The following is a 16,003-nucleotide window of genomic DNA, read 5'->3' as shown; positions in this document are numbered from 1 at the left end:
TCGCCGCGAGAGCGTCACACGATCAACCAACATCGATAGCCCCCAACTCCCCCTCATCACCTCGACCCACCCCAGGAGCAACCCGTGTCCATCACCACCATCGTCGGTTCGGAAGCCACCGTCCGCGAGATCACCCAGCAGCCCGACGTCTGGCTCGAGGCGTCGACGGGGATCGCCGCCCGCCGCGAGGAGATCGACGCGTTCCTCGCGCCGCTCCTGGCACGGCCCGAGCTGCGCATCGTCCTGACCGGGGCGGGGACCTCGGCCTTCATCGGCGAGATCGCGGCACCGGCCCTGACCCGGACGCTTCGTCGCCGGATCGACGCGGTCGCGACCACCGACATCGTCTCCAACCCGCAGGAGTCGTTCGCCGAGGACGTCCCGCTGCTCCTCGTGTCGTTCGCGCGCTCCGGCAACAGCCCGGAGAGCGTGGCGGCGACGGAACTCGCCGACCAGTCGCTCGCCGAGGTGCACCACCTGGTGATCACGTGCGACGAGACCGGCGAGCTGTACCGACGCCACCACGACCGCGCCTCGTCGCTCACCGTCCTCATGCCCCTGCGGTCGAACGACGAGGGCTTCGCGATGACGTCGAGCTTCAGCTCGATGCTGCTCTCGGTCCTCCTCATCCTCGGCGGCGCTGACGACGCCGCGGTGCAGGCGCTCGCGGCCGGAGCGACGACGATCCTCGATCAGCGCGAGGTGGACATCCGTGCCCTGGCCAACGAGGGGTGCGAACGCGTCGTCTACATCGGCAGCGGCCCGCTCACCGGCCTGGCACGCGAGTCGGCGCTCAAGCTGCTCGAGCTGACCGCCGGACAGATCGTCACCTACTACGACTCGGCGCTCGGGTTCCGTCACGGACCCAAGGCGGTCGTCGACGACAGCACGCTCGTCATCGTCTACCTGTCGTCCGACCCGTACACGCGGCGGTACGACCTCGACATCGTCGCCGAACTGCGCGCGATGCTGTCGCCGGAGCGCGTGATCGCGATCTCCTCGGAGCCGGTCGCCGGCGCCACGGCGTACGACTGGGTGCTGCCCGAGCTCGCCGGCCTCGACGACGCGCAGCTCGCGATCGGCTACGTGCTCGTCGCGCAGCTGCTCGGCCTGTCGTACTCGCTCCAGCTCGGTGCGACCCCGGACAACCCGTTCCCGAGCGGCACGGTGAACCGCGTCGTGCAGGGGGTGCGGATCCACCCGGTGACCGCCGACGCAGCGGGCACCGCACCCGAGGAGCGGTAGGCGTGTCACTGTTCCTCGGTGTGGACGGCGGCGGCTCGAAGACGGCGTTCGTGCTCCTCGACGACGGCGGACACATCGTCGCCGAAGCGCAGACGGCCAGCTGCTACTACTTCGACGACGGCATCGAGCTCGTCGGTCGGATCCTCACCGAGTGCGTGGCGGCGGTCACGTCGCGGGCGGGGGTCGAGGCATCCGACATCGATCAGGCGTTCCTCGGGCTGCCGGGATACGGCGAGGTCAGTTCCGACCTCGACCGCCTGAACGCGATCCCCGGCGAGGTGCTCGGCCACGGGCGGTACTCGTGCGACAACGACATGGTGTGCGGCTGGGCCGGATCGCTCGGCGCCGTCGACGGGATCAACGTCATCAGCGGGACCGGGTCGATGACCTACGGCGAGCGCCGTGGCCGCGGGCACCGGGTCGGCGGCTGGAGCGAGCTGTTCGGCGACGAGGGCTCGGCGTACTGGATCGCCGCCCGGGGCTTGAACGCGTTCACGCGGATGAGCGACGGCCGCCTGTCGCGCGGACCGCTCTACGACCTCATGAAGCTGCGGGTCGGGATCACGAGCGATCTCGATGTGATCGATGTCGTCGTCAACGAGTGGAAGGGGCAGCGTGCGTTGATCGCCGACCTCTCGAAGACGGTCGTCGATGCCGCCGGCCACGGTGACGAGGCGTCGGCGACCATCCTGCGGGAGGCGAGCGGAGAGCTGGTCGAGATCGTGGAGGCGACCCGCGTCGCGCTCGGCTTCCTGGACGACGAGGTCGTCCCGGTCTCCTACTCCGGCGGGATGTTCACGGCGGACGCGATCCGAGTCGGGTTCGAGCAGGCGCTCCACGCGCTGCCGCCGGCGTACGAACTCCGCGTCCCGATGTTCGGTCCCGCGGTGGGCGCCGCCCTGTACGCGGCGAAGCAGCACGGCTCGCCACTGGCCGAGACGGCCCTGGACCGCCTGGGTTCCCGGTAGCTCGCGACCCCGCCCGCATCCGCGGACGCCATCACCGTCACCCCGGCGACCGCGGGGGTGCACACTCCTGCCCGAATCAGCAGTCAAGGAAGACCATCGTGAAGAAGACCCAGAGTTGGATGTTGTACGCCGGACTGTTGGTGCTGTTCTGGGGCGTCTGGGGGGCGTTCTCGTCACTCCCCATCACGCTGTACGGCTACCCGGACGAGATGGTCTACGTCATCTGGGCGGTCGTGATGATCATCCCCGCCGTGTTCGCGCTGCGCGGCCAGACCTTCGACCGTCGACCACGAGCCGCCGTCTACGGACTGCTGATCGGGCTCACCGGCGCCGGCGGACAGCTGCTGCTGTTCAACGCCCTGTCGACCGGCCCGGCCTACCTGATCTTCCCGATCATCTCGATCTCCCCGACGATCACCGTCATCATGGCCGTCATCCTGCTGCGGGAGCGGCTGAACAGGCTTGCCGTGCTTGGCCTCGTCGCGGCACTCGCGGCGATCGTGCTCTTCAGTGTGTCGAGTGGGTCCGCCGAGGGCGCGTCAGGGCCGTGGCTGATCATCGCGATCCTCGTGAGCATCGCCTGGGGCGTCCAGGCGTTCTTCATGCGCAAGGCCGCGACCATCGGGGTGAACGACGCGACGACCTTCTCGTGGATGGCGATCAGCGGCCTCATCCTCACGCCGTTCGCGATCATCGCGATGGGTGGGCTCCCGCTCGACGCACCGTGGCAGGCACCGGTGCTGACGGCGGGCACGCAGCTGTTGAACGCGGTCGGGGCGCTGTTCCTCGTGATGGCGCTCAGCCGCGGGAAGGCGTCCGTCGTGGCGCCGACGACCAACGCGCTCGCGCCGGTGCTCACCATCCTCGTCTCGCTCGTCGTCTACCAGACCCTGCCGAGCATCTTCGGCACCATCGCGATCGTGCTGGCGCTCATCGGCTCGACACTCATGGTCTACAGCGACGAGCGGCGCGGCGAGGCCGTCCCGCCGGCTCTCCGCGACGGCGCTCGGGCGGCCGCGAACCGCTGACCCCTCCCCGCCCGGTTCGTGCCAGCGCGGTGCGCTGACGCGAGCGCGGTGCGTAGCCTCGAGCGCGGGTCTCCAAAGACCCGCGCTCGACCGTGCGGGGCGCGCTCACGCCGCATCGGGTGCACTCGGGCCGGGTGGGGTGTCCTCCTACCGAGTGTGAGTCGCTCGTGTCAGCGCACCGCGCTGGCGTGAGGACGGGCGACTTTGAAGCTTGACCCTCACGCGGCGTGAGGCTTTAGCGTCGTCACCATGACGATCACGATCCTCGACACCGCCAGCGGCATGCGCGCCGTCCTCGACGCGTCGGAAGCCGAACGACCAGCGCGACTCCGGGCCATGCTCGAGCCCGTCGCCGACATGTACCGGTACTTCCCGGGCGAGGTCGACCTGCTCTCCATGCACTCGATGGGCTCAGGGTTCCCGATCGGCCGGAGTCGGGATCGGGTCGTCGACGGCCTCGACCGACTCGTCGCGGCGGACGCGTGGGGACGGATCTCGCGGGCACTCGACGCGGCGATCGCCACCCAGCTCGACGCGGTACCGACCCTTGTCGTCCCCGACATCACCGTCCTGCTCGTCCTCGGCGACCCCGACGACACCTACTTCATGGAGTCGATCCGCGGATTCATCGGCAACGGCAGCGCGACCGGGTTCATCTCCCTCATCCTCTGGCCGACGGAGGAGAACCTCGCGCGCCTCGAGGCGTCCGCCGTCCACGAACTCAACCACAATCTGCGATACGCGCCGGGTGGGGTGGTGTGGGATCCGGCGACCGTCGTGGTCGGTGAGCAGGTGGTGTCGGAGGGGCTCGCGGACGCGTTCGCCCGGCAGATGTACGGACCGTCCGGCTACACGCCGATCGGTGTAGCGCACCTCGACGACGACGCGGTGTTCGACCGGGTCGTCGGGGGTCTCGACGTCCGAGGGATGCAACACTTCGTCTCGTGGGTGCACGGCGACGAAGCCGCGCTGCGATACGGGGGCGAGCCGGTCGGTCTGCCGATGGGTGCCGGGTATGCAGCGGGCAACCGTCTGGTCGACGCCTACCTGTCGGTGACGGGGGCGACCGCCGCCGAGGCGCTGCACGTCCCGAGCGCGACGATCATCGAGGTGGCACTCCGCGAGCTGGGCTGAGGCGGATCGCCCTCACTCCCAGACGGCGGTGTCGGGGTCCACGCCGTGGCTGCGCGCGTTCGCGTCGATGATGTTCGAAAGCCACTCGGCGAGGCCGGGCTCGATCCGGTCGTAGGTGTCGGCCATGCCGGGCTCCGTGAGGGCGAGGCGACCGGTGATCACGTGCATGGACGGCGTGCAGTGGAAGTACTCGCTGAGGGCGGCGCGATGCCGTTCGGCGAGGGTGTTCGCCGTCTCGCTTCCGGCGACGACACCGGCGCGCTTGGCCTCGGCGAGTTCGTCGACCAGGTCGCGCATGGGCCCGACCAGCGCCCGCCAGTCGTCCGGCGTGCGGGTCGCGGACCGCTCGGCGTACTCGGCCCACTGTGCGGAGTCACCCCAGCGAGTGCGCGCGGTCTCGGCCATCGTGGGGTTCCAGTCGTCACCGAACACCGCTTGGCGCTCGTCCTCGGGGACGAGCACGCCGAGCTCGTCGGCTTCGAGCAGGCGGTCGACGGACCGGGCGACGGCTTCGAGTCGCTCGATGGTGTCGCCGAGTTCGCGCCGGCGCTCCGCGAGCTCCGCGCGTCGTTCGGCGGCCGGCGCGGTGAGCAGGGCGGGGATGCGAGCGAGCGGGACACCGAGGTCGCGGAGGAGCACGACCCGGCGGAGTCGGGCGATGTCGACGGACAGGTACGATCGGTAGCCGCTCTGGTTCCTTCCGGACGGCTGCGCGACCCCGAGTTCATCCCAGTGGTGCAGCGTCCGCACGGAGACCCCGATCTCGGCCGCCGCCCGACCGACGGTCACACCACCCTCGGCCCTCCTATGCTCGGCCCTCCTATGCTCGTCCATCCACCCAGCATCGCACCCGGGCCCGACCTGCGCCTCCGGCTCTTGCGTCGACGACGCGCGCAGCCGGACCGGTCGCGGTTCACCACCACGAGGTGTCGAACGTGACGACCGGAGCACCACCATCGAGGTCGATCTTCCCGTCGACGGAGATTCGATCCGTGCCGGACATTGGTCCACCGAAGTAGCGCGCATTCGACGTGTAGGTCACTGCTGCCTCACCGTTCTCAGCGGTGGTGAACGCCAGGCCTCCTCGCAGGCGCTGTGTGATCTCGATGGTGGGCTCCTTCGTGATCGACCAGTGCACATCGCTGACGTCCGCCGTGAAGGCGTACACCGAGAAGGGGCATCCGTCGGGACGCAAGGTGGTCGCCGCGGCGCAGGAGGCGAGGACTTCGTCGACCTGCCGGTCCACTTCTTCGACGAGCGCCTCCGTCGGCTCGAGCTCCAGGGCACCCTCAGTGAGGGACCTTCCACCCTCCGCTGTGGCCAATAGGCGTGCCGTGGAGCCGGTGACCCATTCGGAGTCCTCAGGCAAGGCGAGGGTGTAGGCGCCGGGAAAGACGGGAAGCGACACCGTGCCCAATTCGCTTCGAATGACATCCGACACATCGATCGGCTGCTCGTTCACCATCACTTCGTCGATCCCCTCGGGCAGCTCGAGCGCCAGACTCGGCAGTCTGACGGTCTCGAGCCTCCAGGAATCGAAGACGAGGCCGACCTTGCCCTCTGCGACGAGACCGTAGTCGCTCCGTATCTTGCGACCGTCCTGATCGAGCTCCACCTCGACAGCGGTCCGACCTTGCTCGCTCGTCACCTCGATGACCCGATACCCCGTGATGCGTGACGTCGTCGCCTGCAGGACGTCGTCGCTGAGCAGGACGCGATCGCTGGAACTCGCGCTGATGTCGGCCAGCTCCATGGCGCGAGACGCATCCCCGGCGACGACCGCGTCGAGGTAGTTCCGTACCTGCTGCGTCGGGCTGAAGACCTGATCGTTGAGGACGGCTACGGCGACCGATCCGCCGACGGCCAGGACGAGCACGCTTCCCGCGACGACGACACCGGTGCGGACCGCCCGCTTCCGCTCCGGCGACAGCGGATCCGGGGTCGAGGACTCGAGTGACGCCGACACGACCGCAGACGATGGCTCCGCAGCGTCGACGGAGACCCCTGAAGATCGTGCCTTGCCGGCCTCCGCGATAACGCGCGTCAGCCGCGCCGGCAGCACTGCGATCAGCGACGGCGCGACGAGACGGGAGGCTGCTTCGACCCCGACACCGACCACCATGAAGATGAGGCACGTCCACGGGGCGACGCCGATGGTCACCGTCCCGCGCATGACCTGCATGAAGATGCTCCCGAACAAGCCGAAGCCGCCGGCTTGAGAATCGCTCCAAGCGGTCGCTCCACCAAACACGGTGATGAGCAGACCGAGGCATCCGAAGACACCGACGGTGATGAGCCAGGCCACCCCGACGTTCGCCGTGGCCGGGCGGCGGAGTCGGAGCACGGTCGCCGCCAAGACGATGAGGCCGAGCGCGACGATGATCGCTACGACGACGACCCAGAGCGGCGCGATCGACGGCAGCCACGGCGCACCCTCGGGCACCACTGCGTCCACGAGAGCGCCGCCGCCGCTCACCGTGACCGCCGACAGGTTCATCAGCGCGAGGGCGACGAGTCCTGCTGTCGGCGCCCAGAGCGCTCCGGTGAACGCGACCGACGGCTCGGGCGCGGCGGTCACCGCCCAGATGATGGCAGCCACCCCGGCGATGAGGACACCGACGGCGGCGTACAGCGCGGCTGCACCCATCGCCGACCAACATGCACGCAGGGCGGGTCCGCCGCGTTGGGTCAGCGGTCTGCCGGCCGCGCGAGCGTGCACGATGGCCCGGCCGAGGAACGATGCCAGCGTCCCGAGCACGAGTGCTCCGAGCCCGGCGGTCGGCGATGCCGCGCTGGCCGTGACCCGCACCGCGTCTGCAGCGTTCGAGAGCGACGAGACCGCTGTGAGTAGCAACACCGACAGCGAGAGGACGAACCCACTGAGGCCGCTGAAGATCCATCGGTGCGCGACCGCCGTGGGCCTCCGATGTTCATCTGCTGCACCCCCGACGACCAGCACCGCCGTCACCACGGCCGTGAGCGGGATCGGGATCCACAGCACTGATGCGGACATTGCCACACCGTACCCGGAGACGCCGACGGTCAACACGCCTCCGACAGCCATCCCGACGAGCTGGGCGGGGATCGTGCTGAGGACGAGGAGGTCCCGTTGATCGGTCGGCACGGCGAGACTGCTGATCATGGTGATGTGGGCAGCAGCGATGAGCGCCGCGACGAGGGCGAGCCCGGCGATCGCGGAGGCCCAAGCGATCCGCGGCCAGATCGACTGTCGGTGCCGGGAGGAGGTCTGTTCAGGTGCGGTACGAGCCTCTGGCGCGGTTGCCGGAGTCACGCCGGCGGCGGATCGATTGTCGACCGGCTGAGCATTATCGGTCTGAGAACGTGGTGCGTCGTTCGTCATATTTCCCCCTTCGCCCCCAGGGGGCTCGATCTCATATCTGAAACTTCAGATGATGATACCGGAGGTTCACCAGGAACGGCCCCGATCCGCTCGCGCGATCGGGGCCGTCTTGGTCAGCCGTTCAGGAGGTTCAGGCGGCGCGGCGCTTCCGCATTGCGACGAGGACACCACCGAGGAGGACCAGCAGGACCCCCGCACCGATCGTGCCGAACGGCAGCTCGGTACCCGTCGTCGCGAGCGCCCCACCCGACGCCGAACCGTCGACGCTCGTCCCGTCTGCCGCGACGATCCGCACCTCGGTCCAGCCGATGAGCGAGCCGTCCGCCGCGTAGACCGCGACCCGGTGGCCACCCAGCGTCGCGTCGGCCGGGATCGTCGCCAGCAGGTCACCAGCGGCGTTCGTCGTGCCGGTGGCGATTCGCGCCGGCGTCGAGTACAGCCACACCTCGACGGCCGTCGCAGCGAAGCGGTCCTCGAGGCCGACCGTCACGGTCTCGCCCCGCCGCACGGTGTCCGCCAGCGTGATCGCACCGCGGTTGGCCTCGGTGAGGCTCGTCCCGGGCAGTGGCGTGACCCCACCGGTCGGGGGCGTCACGGGCGGCGTGGTCGTTCCGGGCAGCGACCCGAGACGCAGGGCCTCGGAAGCGTAGCCGTCGGCGAACCAGTACACGGGACGCTTGCCGTCGACCGACAGGGAGGCCGGCGCGGTCGCGAAGCCCTCGTTGTTGAGGTTGGGCAGGCCCGCCGGACGCTCGACCTGAGCGATCCCCGGCTGCTCAGTCCCGTTCAACGTGATCTGCGCACCGGTACCTGCACAGCCGTCGTCGCATACGGCCCACAGCACGCCGAGCGTCGTGTCGTAGTCGAGCGCCATGACCGCCGGGAGGCCCGGGTCGATCGTCGAGATCAGCGTGGCCGAGCCGTCGGCGTTCAGTGCGAACGCGTACACGTCGCCGGTGTCCTCGACGCCGACGAAGAACAGTCCGTCACCGTGGCCCGCGTAGTCCGCCGGGTCGTACGTCGCCTTCGTGTTGTCGTCGAAGAGCTTGCCGACGAGGTCGCCGTCGGCCACCCACTCGACGGCCTCGACACCGAGGTTCGCGCCGACCGTCGGCAGCAGGGCCGTGAGGTCCCACTCCTCGGAGGCGACGACGTCGGGGCCGGGCGCGTTCGGGTCGACCTTGAGCACGGCGTTGAGCGTCGTGCCCTTCACGCTGTTGTCGCGCTCGACACCGACGTAGACGGAACCTGCGCCGTCGACCGTGATGCCCTCGGTATCAGGACCCGCAGCAGACGAGTTCGACGCGTCCTTCTGGAAGCGGGCCCGCTTGCCCTGCTCCCAACCGTCGACGAACGAGACCGAACCGTCGGCGTTGATCGCGAGCTTCCAGAACGAGCCGGTGCCGTTGTCGACCGCCCAGAGGAACGCACCGTCGGCGGTGACCTGGGTGTCGAGGCCGGAGCTGTCCTCAAGGAACATCGGCGTGGTGTCGAGCACCGTCACGTCGGGCGAACCGGGCCACGGACCGACCGGGATCTCACCGGCGCAGACGTTGGCCGCCCCCTTGGTGGCCTCGGCCGTCGCAGCGAAGGCGCCGGTCGCGTCGGGGCAGCGTCCCCAGGTGTTCGCCGGGTGTCCCTCGCCCCAGGTGGTCGAGTCGAGCAGTGCGTCGCCCTCGAACAGGCGGACCGTGTCACCGCCGCCCAGCCCGAAGCCGAGGGCTGCGCGCTCGATGACGAGGTAGCCGCCTGCCGCGATGCTCGTGCCGGTGGGGATGGCGTAGGCGTGGGTGTCGTCATCGTCCTTCACGACGATGCCGGAGACGTCGAGCGCGGCGGTCGTCGGGTTGACGAGCTCGATCCAGTCGTCGGGCGATCCGCCGTCGGACTCGACCTCGTTGATGCGCACCGGGTTGCCGCAGGCGTTGCGCAGACCCTTGGTGGAGACGGCGGTGTCGACGAACTCGCCCGTGCCGTCGGGGCAGCGCGCGAAGACGCCGTCCGCGTGGGCCGCGTAGGTGTACTCGGCGACCGTCGCGCCGGCGGCGTTCCGCACGGTGGTGGTGTCGCCGTTGCCGAGCCCGAACGCGAAGTTCACGTTCTGATCGAAGACGAAGTAGGCGCCCGGCTCGAGGATCGTGCCCGCGGGCAGCGGAGTCGTGTCGGTGGCGTGACCCACCGGGTCGTTGTCCATGAGCGTCCAGCCGGAGATGTCCAGCGCCGTCGCCTCGAGGTTGACGATCTCGACCCAGTCGGTCGTGTCCTTGTCGGATTCGACCTCGTTGATCGTGACGTTCGGGAGGACGCAGTCGTTCGCGGCGCCCTTCGTGATGCGTGCGAGCGTGAAGTCGTCTTCACCGTCGGGGCAGCGGGCGAGCGTGGCGGCGATGAAGTCACCGTCGATGGCCGCGTGGCCGCTCCACGTTCCCGAGCGGTCGACGAGCGTGCCGGTCGCGTCGAACAGGCGGATCTCGTCGGCGCTACCGATACCGATCGGGTCGCGGAACGCTCCCTGCGTCTCGGTGCCGCCGACCAGGCCGATCGTCGCTTCGTCGACCACGAGGAACTCGCCGGGGGCGATCGACGTGCCGGGCAGGAACTGCCAGCGGTGGTCGTCGGAGTTGTCGCGGATCTCGTAGCGCGAGATGTCGAGCGCCGTCGTGCCGGGGTTGAAGAACTCGACCCAGTCGGATGGCTGGGAGTCGATCTCGTTGATGCGGATCTCACCGTCGGTCTCCGGGACCTCGGGTGCGGTGAAGACGTTCGCGGCACCCTTCGTCGACTCGGTGGTCTCGGCCCAGCCGGCGCGGTCGGCGGTGACGCCGTAGGTGACCGGCGCGTGTGCGGTCCACGAGTATTCGTCGGCGATCGCCGCGGTCGGGTCGAACAGGCGGACCGAGTCCGCCTTGCCGAGACCGAAGCCGAGCTGGTCCTCGTCGACGACGAGGAAAGCACCGGGCTCGACGACGGTACCGGCCGGGAACGTGTAGTTGCTCTCGTCCTTGTTGTCCTTCACGACCCAGCCGTCGAGCGTGACGGCGGTCGTTGCGGTGTTGGTGAACTCGATCCAGTCTCCGGGGACGCCATCGGAGGACTCGACCTCGTTGATCTGGAGCCCCGGCGCTGGGGCGGCGATGGCGGCGGCGGGCGTCGCGATGAGGGCGGTTGCACCGATGGCGCACGCGGCGGTCATCGTCAACACACGGTTGAGGCGGGGCATGGGTCTCCAGGGCACGAAGGGACGGGGATCGTGTCCCATCCCATCGGCGTGGGGTGGCCGGGTGGAGGAGCGGCGGTGACCGGGAGGTGAACGGCGGGTGGCTTCCCAGGCGGGACGTGCTCACGCTCGCGCACGCCTGGCACGACGGACCGCGAGCCCGCATCACCGTCGCGGCGCGCACCCGCAGGCCCATACTCGCGTAGGACTGATCGCGCTCTCTCGTGGCCCATCGCCACATACAATGTGGACGACCGAATTGGGGAGAAAATGGCACGACGGCGTGGGTTCTTGGCGGAGATGCAGCACCAGACGAGGCTCGCGGAGCAGCGACAACGCAACGCAGTTCGACAACACAACGCGAACGTTCGCCAGGTGGAACAAGCGCAACGCGCGGCCGAACGAGCGCAGCTCGCCGCAGCTCGCGCGTCAGAGGCCGATCGCAAGCGCCTTGAGAAGGAAGCGGCAGCCGCGCACGTCGCCGCGATGCAGGCCGAGGTGGATCAACGGAACGCGGATCTGCGCGATCAGTACGCAGAGATCGACGGGCTGCTCAGCGCCACACTGGATGTCGACGACTACGTCGACCTCGAGGAGCTGCGTGTCCGAGTTGAACACCCACCGTTCCCTCGAGTCGATCTGCGAGTCCCGACATCCGCTCCCACCCCGATCCCCGATCCCCCGCTGCCGGTCAAGTACGCCGCCCAGGAGCCGGTCGGGATGTTCGGCAAGAAGCGGAAGCTCGCCGAGGCACAGGCAGCAGTGGAAGCACGCTATGCAGCCGACTATTACGCCTGGCAGGCGGCGGTCGCTGGACTCCCGCAACAGCGTGCGGCACAACAGGCGGCATACGAGTCTGCGGAGCAGAAGCGTCGTGGACGGCTCGCATTCGAAGAATCCAAGTACACGCAGGAGTGCGAAGCGCGCGAGACTGCCGCAGCCCAGCGGAACGCCGAGCTGGACCAGCTCATCACCGGTCTCGGCTACGGCACAGTAGAAGCCGTCCAGGAGTATGTCGGCATCGTCATGGCGAACTCGGTCTACCCGGAGTGGTTCACGGTCGACACCAACGCGACGTTCGAACCATCGACAGCCGAACTCAGTCTGCGAGTGACCATCCCTGGGCCGGACCAGATCCCGACGACCAAGGGCTATCGGTACGTCAAGGCGTCAGATGAGATCTCCGCGTCTCCGCTGGCGGCGAAGGAGGTGAAAGATCGATACGCGGCAATCGTTCACAACGTCGGACTGCGGAGCGTCCACGAAGTCTTCGAAGCCGATCGGCGCGCCCTCATCCACAATGTGTCGCTCGAATTGGGCACCGAGACGATCAACCCGGCGACCGGGCGCGAGACCTACGTGCAGTTCCTCGCCCTGGCCGTCTCTCGCGACGAGTTCCTGAAGCTGGATCTGGCCGCGGTCGTTCCGCCCGCAACCCTGGAACACCTTCGCGCAGTCGTGTCGAAGAACCCGCACGGGCTCATCGCGGTCGACGGCAGCGGGGTTCGCCGAGCATGACGGATAACGGATCGATGATCTTCAACCCGCCGCCGGGATGGCCGAAGCCTCCCGCCGGATGGAGGCCGCCCGCGAGCTGGACGCCAGATCCGAGTTGGCCACCTGCCCCAGCCGGTTGGGCACTGTGGATCGATCCGAATGAAGGACGCGAAGCCGAAGCACCAGCCGCAGTGGCTCCGACAACCGTGACCACGCCGCAGACGCCGAATACCTCGACGAATGCAGCAACCTCCGTCCGCATCCAGGAACTCGAGCGTGAGAACGCCGCCCTGCGCCAGAAGTTGGCCATCGGGCATACAGACGACCTCGTAGAACTCGACGACGCACGAGTCCTGCAGTCGGTGGGCATCTACCGTTTCCACCATCCTCTCGAGACCGCTGCCGCTTACCAATTGCGGCTCCAAGCGATCGAGGCTCGCATCGCCTCGCTCGTTCGGGACGACCGCGCGATCGAGAAGTCCGAACTCTTCACGTTCAACAACTCCCTAGCTCAGGGCAAGCGCATGACCTCGGATCTCGCCAAGCTCATGTTGCGTGCCTACAACTCCGAAGCCGACAACGCGCTCCGGACACTTCGTGCGGGAAACGTCGTGACCGCGAAGAAGCGTCTCGAGTCGTCTCGCACCGCGATCGCGAAGCTTGGTGCGCTGATGGAGATGCGGATCAGTGACGAGTTCCATCGACTTCGAGAGAAGGAGATCGAGCTGACCGCTGATTGGCTCATGAAGAAGCAGGTTGAGCGGGAAGAAGCCAAGGAGGAGCGGGCACGGATCAAGGAAGAGCAACGTGTTCAGAAGGAACTCGACGATGAGCGAGCACGTCTGGACAAAGAGCGCGCTCACCTGGTCAACACGCTCGCTGCCCTCCAGAACCAAGGGCAGACCGATGAGGATCTCCTCCGTCGTCTCGGGGCTATCGACGAGGCGATCGCTGACAACGACTTCCGAGCCGCGAACATCCGTGCCGGATACATCTACGTCATCTCAAACGAGGGAGCGTTCGGCCCCGACGTCGTGAAGATCGGACTCACTCGTCGGCTGACTCCGACCGACAGAATCTCCGAGCTCAGTGGAGCTTCGGTGCCGTTCCGGTTCGACACCCACACCTTGTTCTTCTCGGAAGACGCCGTCACCCTGGAGAACGAGCTGCACAAGCATTTTGCAGACCGGGCTCTGAATCAGGCCAACCCTCGAAAGGAGTTCTTCTTCGCTAGCCCGGCAGAGGTGCGCGATGTTCTCCTGCAGAAGGTCGGCAACATCCTCGAATTCTCCGACAGCGCCGAAGCTACGGAGTATCGGCAGTCCCTCGGCCGTTGGCCACAACGAGGCCAATCTCGGAACGAGATCGTGGCCCTCGGCTCGTAGCTCGCGTCTAAGAACTCTTCGCTCCCGAGGTTTGGCCACACCTGCTCCGTGACCCGTTTTGGGACTGATGACCCTCACATCGAAAGGGTCAAACTGAGGTGAGCCCTCTGATCCGCAACAGGCTGGTCACCACCTAGTCATCGGTGCGCCGCTCCACAACGAAAGAGGTTTTCTCATGCCGCAGCCCACGCGCTCCGCCGGAGTAGCCCTCTAATGGCGGTCGGCCGAGTCATCGGTGGGCACTACATGGACGCGACGGTGTCCACTGTCATTGGAAGCGACCTCGTGGTGCAGGCCGGGCTGAAGTGGAAGAAGCTCAATGACGTCCAGGTCTCCGAATGGGAGGAAGTCCTCTCAGAGTCGAAAGACGGAGTCGTCAGCGCCGTAGGGCAAGCAGTTGCAGGCGCCCTGCTACCGCGATTCCTCAGTAAGGGCGGGTCGGCCGCTGTTGGCGCTGCTCTTGAAGCGCGACGGCCACCCCGAGTCGTTCGGGTCAGTTGGGCTGACGGAAAGCGCTCACTCGTGAGACTTCCGGATGAGCTCTTCACCCACTTCGCGCTTGTACTCGAGCACCGTCGCACCGAACCGGCGCCGGTGGAGATGGTCACTAGCTCCGGCATCACCGCTTCGTCTGAGTCTGACGGGAAGCCACGAATTGCGGAGCAAGCGTTGACGCACCTTGCGGAAATACTGAAAGACCGGCTGCCCCGCAATAATGCACCTGCGATCGAACCGGGCGAAGCGGCTGCCCCACATGAAATCGATATCGCGGCTCAGCTCAGCACGCTCTCGCAGCTTCACCAAGCAGGACTCATCAGTGAGGCGGAGTTTACGGAGAAGCGGTCCGAGATGCTGATGCGCTTGTAGGAACCTGTCACAGGACTACGCTCACCCCATGACCGACGATGCGACCACCGACACCGCTCCGCGCGCAGACCTCACCGGCTGGGTGCGGACCCCGTTCACCGGCGGCGGCGTCACGCACGACCGCTTCGAGAAAGGGTCCGGGCCGGGCGTCGTCCTCATCCCCGAACTACCCGGACTCACGCCCGAGGTCCTCGGGTTGGCGGAGCACCTCGTCGCCGAGGGCTTCACCGTCGCTATCCCCTCGCCGTTCGGGACGCCTGGCCACGAGGGGACCATCGGCTACACGCTCGCGAGCGTGAGCAAGGTCTGCGTCTCCGCCGAGTTCAAGGCGTTCGCGACCGGCGCCCACCGACCGGTCGCCGACCACGTCCGGGCACTGGCCGCCGACCTCGCGGCCCGCACGCCGGGCCCTGGCGTCGGCGTCATCGGCATGTGCTTCACCGGCGGATTCGCCCTCGCTGCTGCCGTCGACGAGCACGTCCTCGCCTCCGTCATGAGCCAGCCGTCGACGCCGTTCCCCGTCAGCCGTGCCCGCCGCATCGACCCCGGGATGTCCGCCGCCGAGTTCGGCGCCGTCGCAGCCCGTGCGGCACAGGGCTCGGTCTGCGCGCTCGGCCTCCGCTTCAGCGAGGATCGAGCCGTCCCGCGGGAGCGCTTCGCCACCATCGCGGCCAAGCTCGGCGACGCGTTCGAGGTCATCGAACTCGACTCCTCCCCCGGCAACGCCGCCGGCTTCTCGAAGACCGCGCACTCGGTCCTCACCGGCGAGGTCCGCGAGCGCGACGGCCACCCGGCGTTCGAAGCCCGCAAGCGCGTGGTCGCCTTCCTCCGCGAACGACTCGCGAAACCGACCACGTCGGCCTGATCTTCCCAGCCGCCCGTCCCGCTGCGATCATCGACTCCATGACTTCGACACGACACGACCGCGCGACACCGAACCTGCCGTCACGCAGCTTCGATGCGACGGAGACGTTCTACTCGGCGTTCGGCTTCGAGCGCACGTTCCGAGACGAGGGCTGGCTGATCCTCGTCCGCGGTGGTCTGCAGCTCGAGTTCTTCCCGGCACCCGACCTCGACCCTGCGTCGAGCAACTTCATGTGCTGTCTGCGCGTGGCCGACGTCGACGAGCTCTACGACACCATTCAGAAGTCGGGAATCGCCGAGGCGACCGTCGGCGCGCCTCGCCTGCACCCGGTCCGGATGCAGGATTGGGGACTCCGAGCTGGATTCCTCATCGACCCGGACGGCACGCAGCTCACCCTCATCGAGCAACGCGACTGATCCGCGACGGCGCGGCATCC

Annotated in this window: 12 protein-coding genes; 9 read left to right on the top strand and 3 right to left on the bottom strand. The window is 68.0% G+C overall.

All coding sequences use genetic code 11. The features are described 5' to 3' along the window. Window positions 1-84 precede the first annotated feature (84 nt). The 4 genes from B9Y95_RS17600 (at window position 85) to B9Y95_RS17585 (ending at window position 4,375) form a co-directional block, all read left to right on the top strand. Window positions 85-1,245: an SIS domain-containing protein gene (locus tag B9Y95_RS17600; RefSeq protein ID WP_085513879.1), complete on the top strand. Its 1,161-nt coding sequence runs from the start codon at window positions 85-87 to the stop codon at window positions 1,243-1,245. A gap of 2 nt (window positions 1,246-1,247) precedes the next feature. Beyond that, the gene (locus tag B9Y95_RS17595) at window positions 1,248-2,213 is read left to right on the top strand and encodes a BadF/BadG/BcrA/BcrD ATPase family protein (RefSeq protein ID WP_200811435.1); all 966 of its coding nucleotides are present in this window, start codon (window positions 1,248-1,250) and stop codon (window positions 2,211-2,213) included. Window positions 2,214-2,311: 98 nt separating this feature from the next. Continuing rightward, window positions 2,312-3,241, top strand: coding sequence for a DMT family transporter (locus tag B9Y95_RS17590; protein ID WP_200811434.1), 930 nt, complete (start codon window positions 2,312-2,314; stop codon window positions 3,239-3,241). 249 nt (window positions 3,242-3,490) lie between these two features. After that, a complete protein-coding gene (locus tag B9Y95_RS17585) occupies window positions 3,491-4,375 on the top strand; it encodes a DUF2268 domain-containing putative Zn-dependent protease (protein WP_085513877.1) in 885 nt (294 codons plus the stop codon). A gap of 12 nt (window positions 4,376-4,387) precedes the next feature. On the opposite strand, the gene B9Y95_RS17580 is transcribed toward B9Y95_RS17585, so the two are convergent. From B9Y95_RS17580 to B9Y95_RS17570, 3 genes are all read right to left on the bottom strand, one after another. Continuing rightward, window positions 4,388-5,164 (bottom strand): MerR family transcriptional regulator, encoded by a 777-nt coding sequence (locus tag B9Y95_RS17580; RefSeq protein ID WP_234994163.1) that lies wholly within the window; start codon window positions 5,162-5,164, stop codon window positions 4,388-4,390. A gap of 124 nt (window positions 5,165-5,288) precedes the next feature. Then, window positions 5,289-7,667, bottom strand: coding sequence for a zinc ribbon domain-containing protein (locus B9Y95_RS17575; RefSeq protein WP_085513873.1), 2,379 nt, complete (start codon window positions 7,665-7,667; stop codon window positions 5,289-5,291). A gap of 199 nt (window positions 7,668-7,866) precedes the next feature. Beyond that, window positions 7,867-10,956 carry a lamin tail domain-containing protein gene (locus tag B9Y95_RS17570; RefSeq protein WP_085513871.1) on the bottom strand — a complete coding sequence of 1,030 codons (3,090 nt, stop codon included), beginning with the start codon at window positions 10,954-10,956 and terminating at the stop codon, window positions 7,867-7,869. Window positions 10,957-11,328: 372 nt separating this feature from the next. Between B9Y95_RS17570 and B9Y95_RS17565 the strand changes: the two genes are divergently transcribed. The 5 genes from B9Y95_RS17565 to B9Y95_RS17545 all read left to right on the top strand — a co-directional run bounded on the left by B9Y95_RS17565 (window position 11,329) and on the right by B9Y95_RS17545 (window position 15,983). Further along, a complete protein-coding gene (locus B9Y95_RS17565; protein ID WP_234994162.1) occupies window positions 11,329-12,471 on the top strand; it encodes a hypothetical protein in 1,143 nt (380 codons plus the stop codon). After that, on the top strand, window positions 12,468-13,835 hold the full coding sequence (locus tag B9Y95_RS17560) for an SNIPE associated domain-containing protein (protein WP_085513869.1): 1,368 nt from the start codon (window positions 12,468-12,470) through the stop codon (window positions 13,833-13,835). The genes B9Y95_RS17565 and B9Y95_RS17560 overlap by 4 nt, the downstream gene beginning before the upstream one ends. A 246-nt stretch (window positions 13,836-14,081) precedes the next feature. Continuing rightward, on the top strand, window positions 14,082-14,702 hold the full coding sequence (locus B9Y95_RS17555) for an SHOCT domain-containing protein (RefSeq protein ID WP_143736565.1): 621 nt from the start codon (window positions 14,082-14,084) through the stop codon (window positions 14,700-14,702). A 28-nt stretch (window positions 14,703-14,730) separates the two neighbouring features. Further along, window positions 14,731-15,567, top strand: coding sequence for a dienelactone hydrolase family protein (locus tag B9Y95_RS17550; protein ID WP_085513865.1), 837 nt, complete (start codon window positions 14,731-14,733; stop codon window positions 15,565-15,567). A 38-nt stretch (window positions 15,568-15,605) separates the two neighbouring features. Beyond that, window positions 15,606-15,983 (top strand): bleomycin resistance protein, encoded by a 378-nt coding sequence (locus B9Y95_RS17545; RefSeq protein ID WP_085513864.1) that lies wholly within the window; start codon window positions 15,606-15,608, stop codon window positions 15,981-15,983. The last annotated feature ends 20 nt before the right edge of the window (window positions 15,984-16,003 follow it).

It is taken from the genome of Plantibacter flavus (genome assembly GCF_900177615.1).
GTDB lineage: Bacteria > Actinomycetota > Actinomycetes > Actinomycetales > Microbacteriaceae > Plantibacter > Plantibacter flavus.
This window is presented reverse-complemented; position numbering and strand designations above follow the sequence as displayed.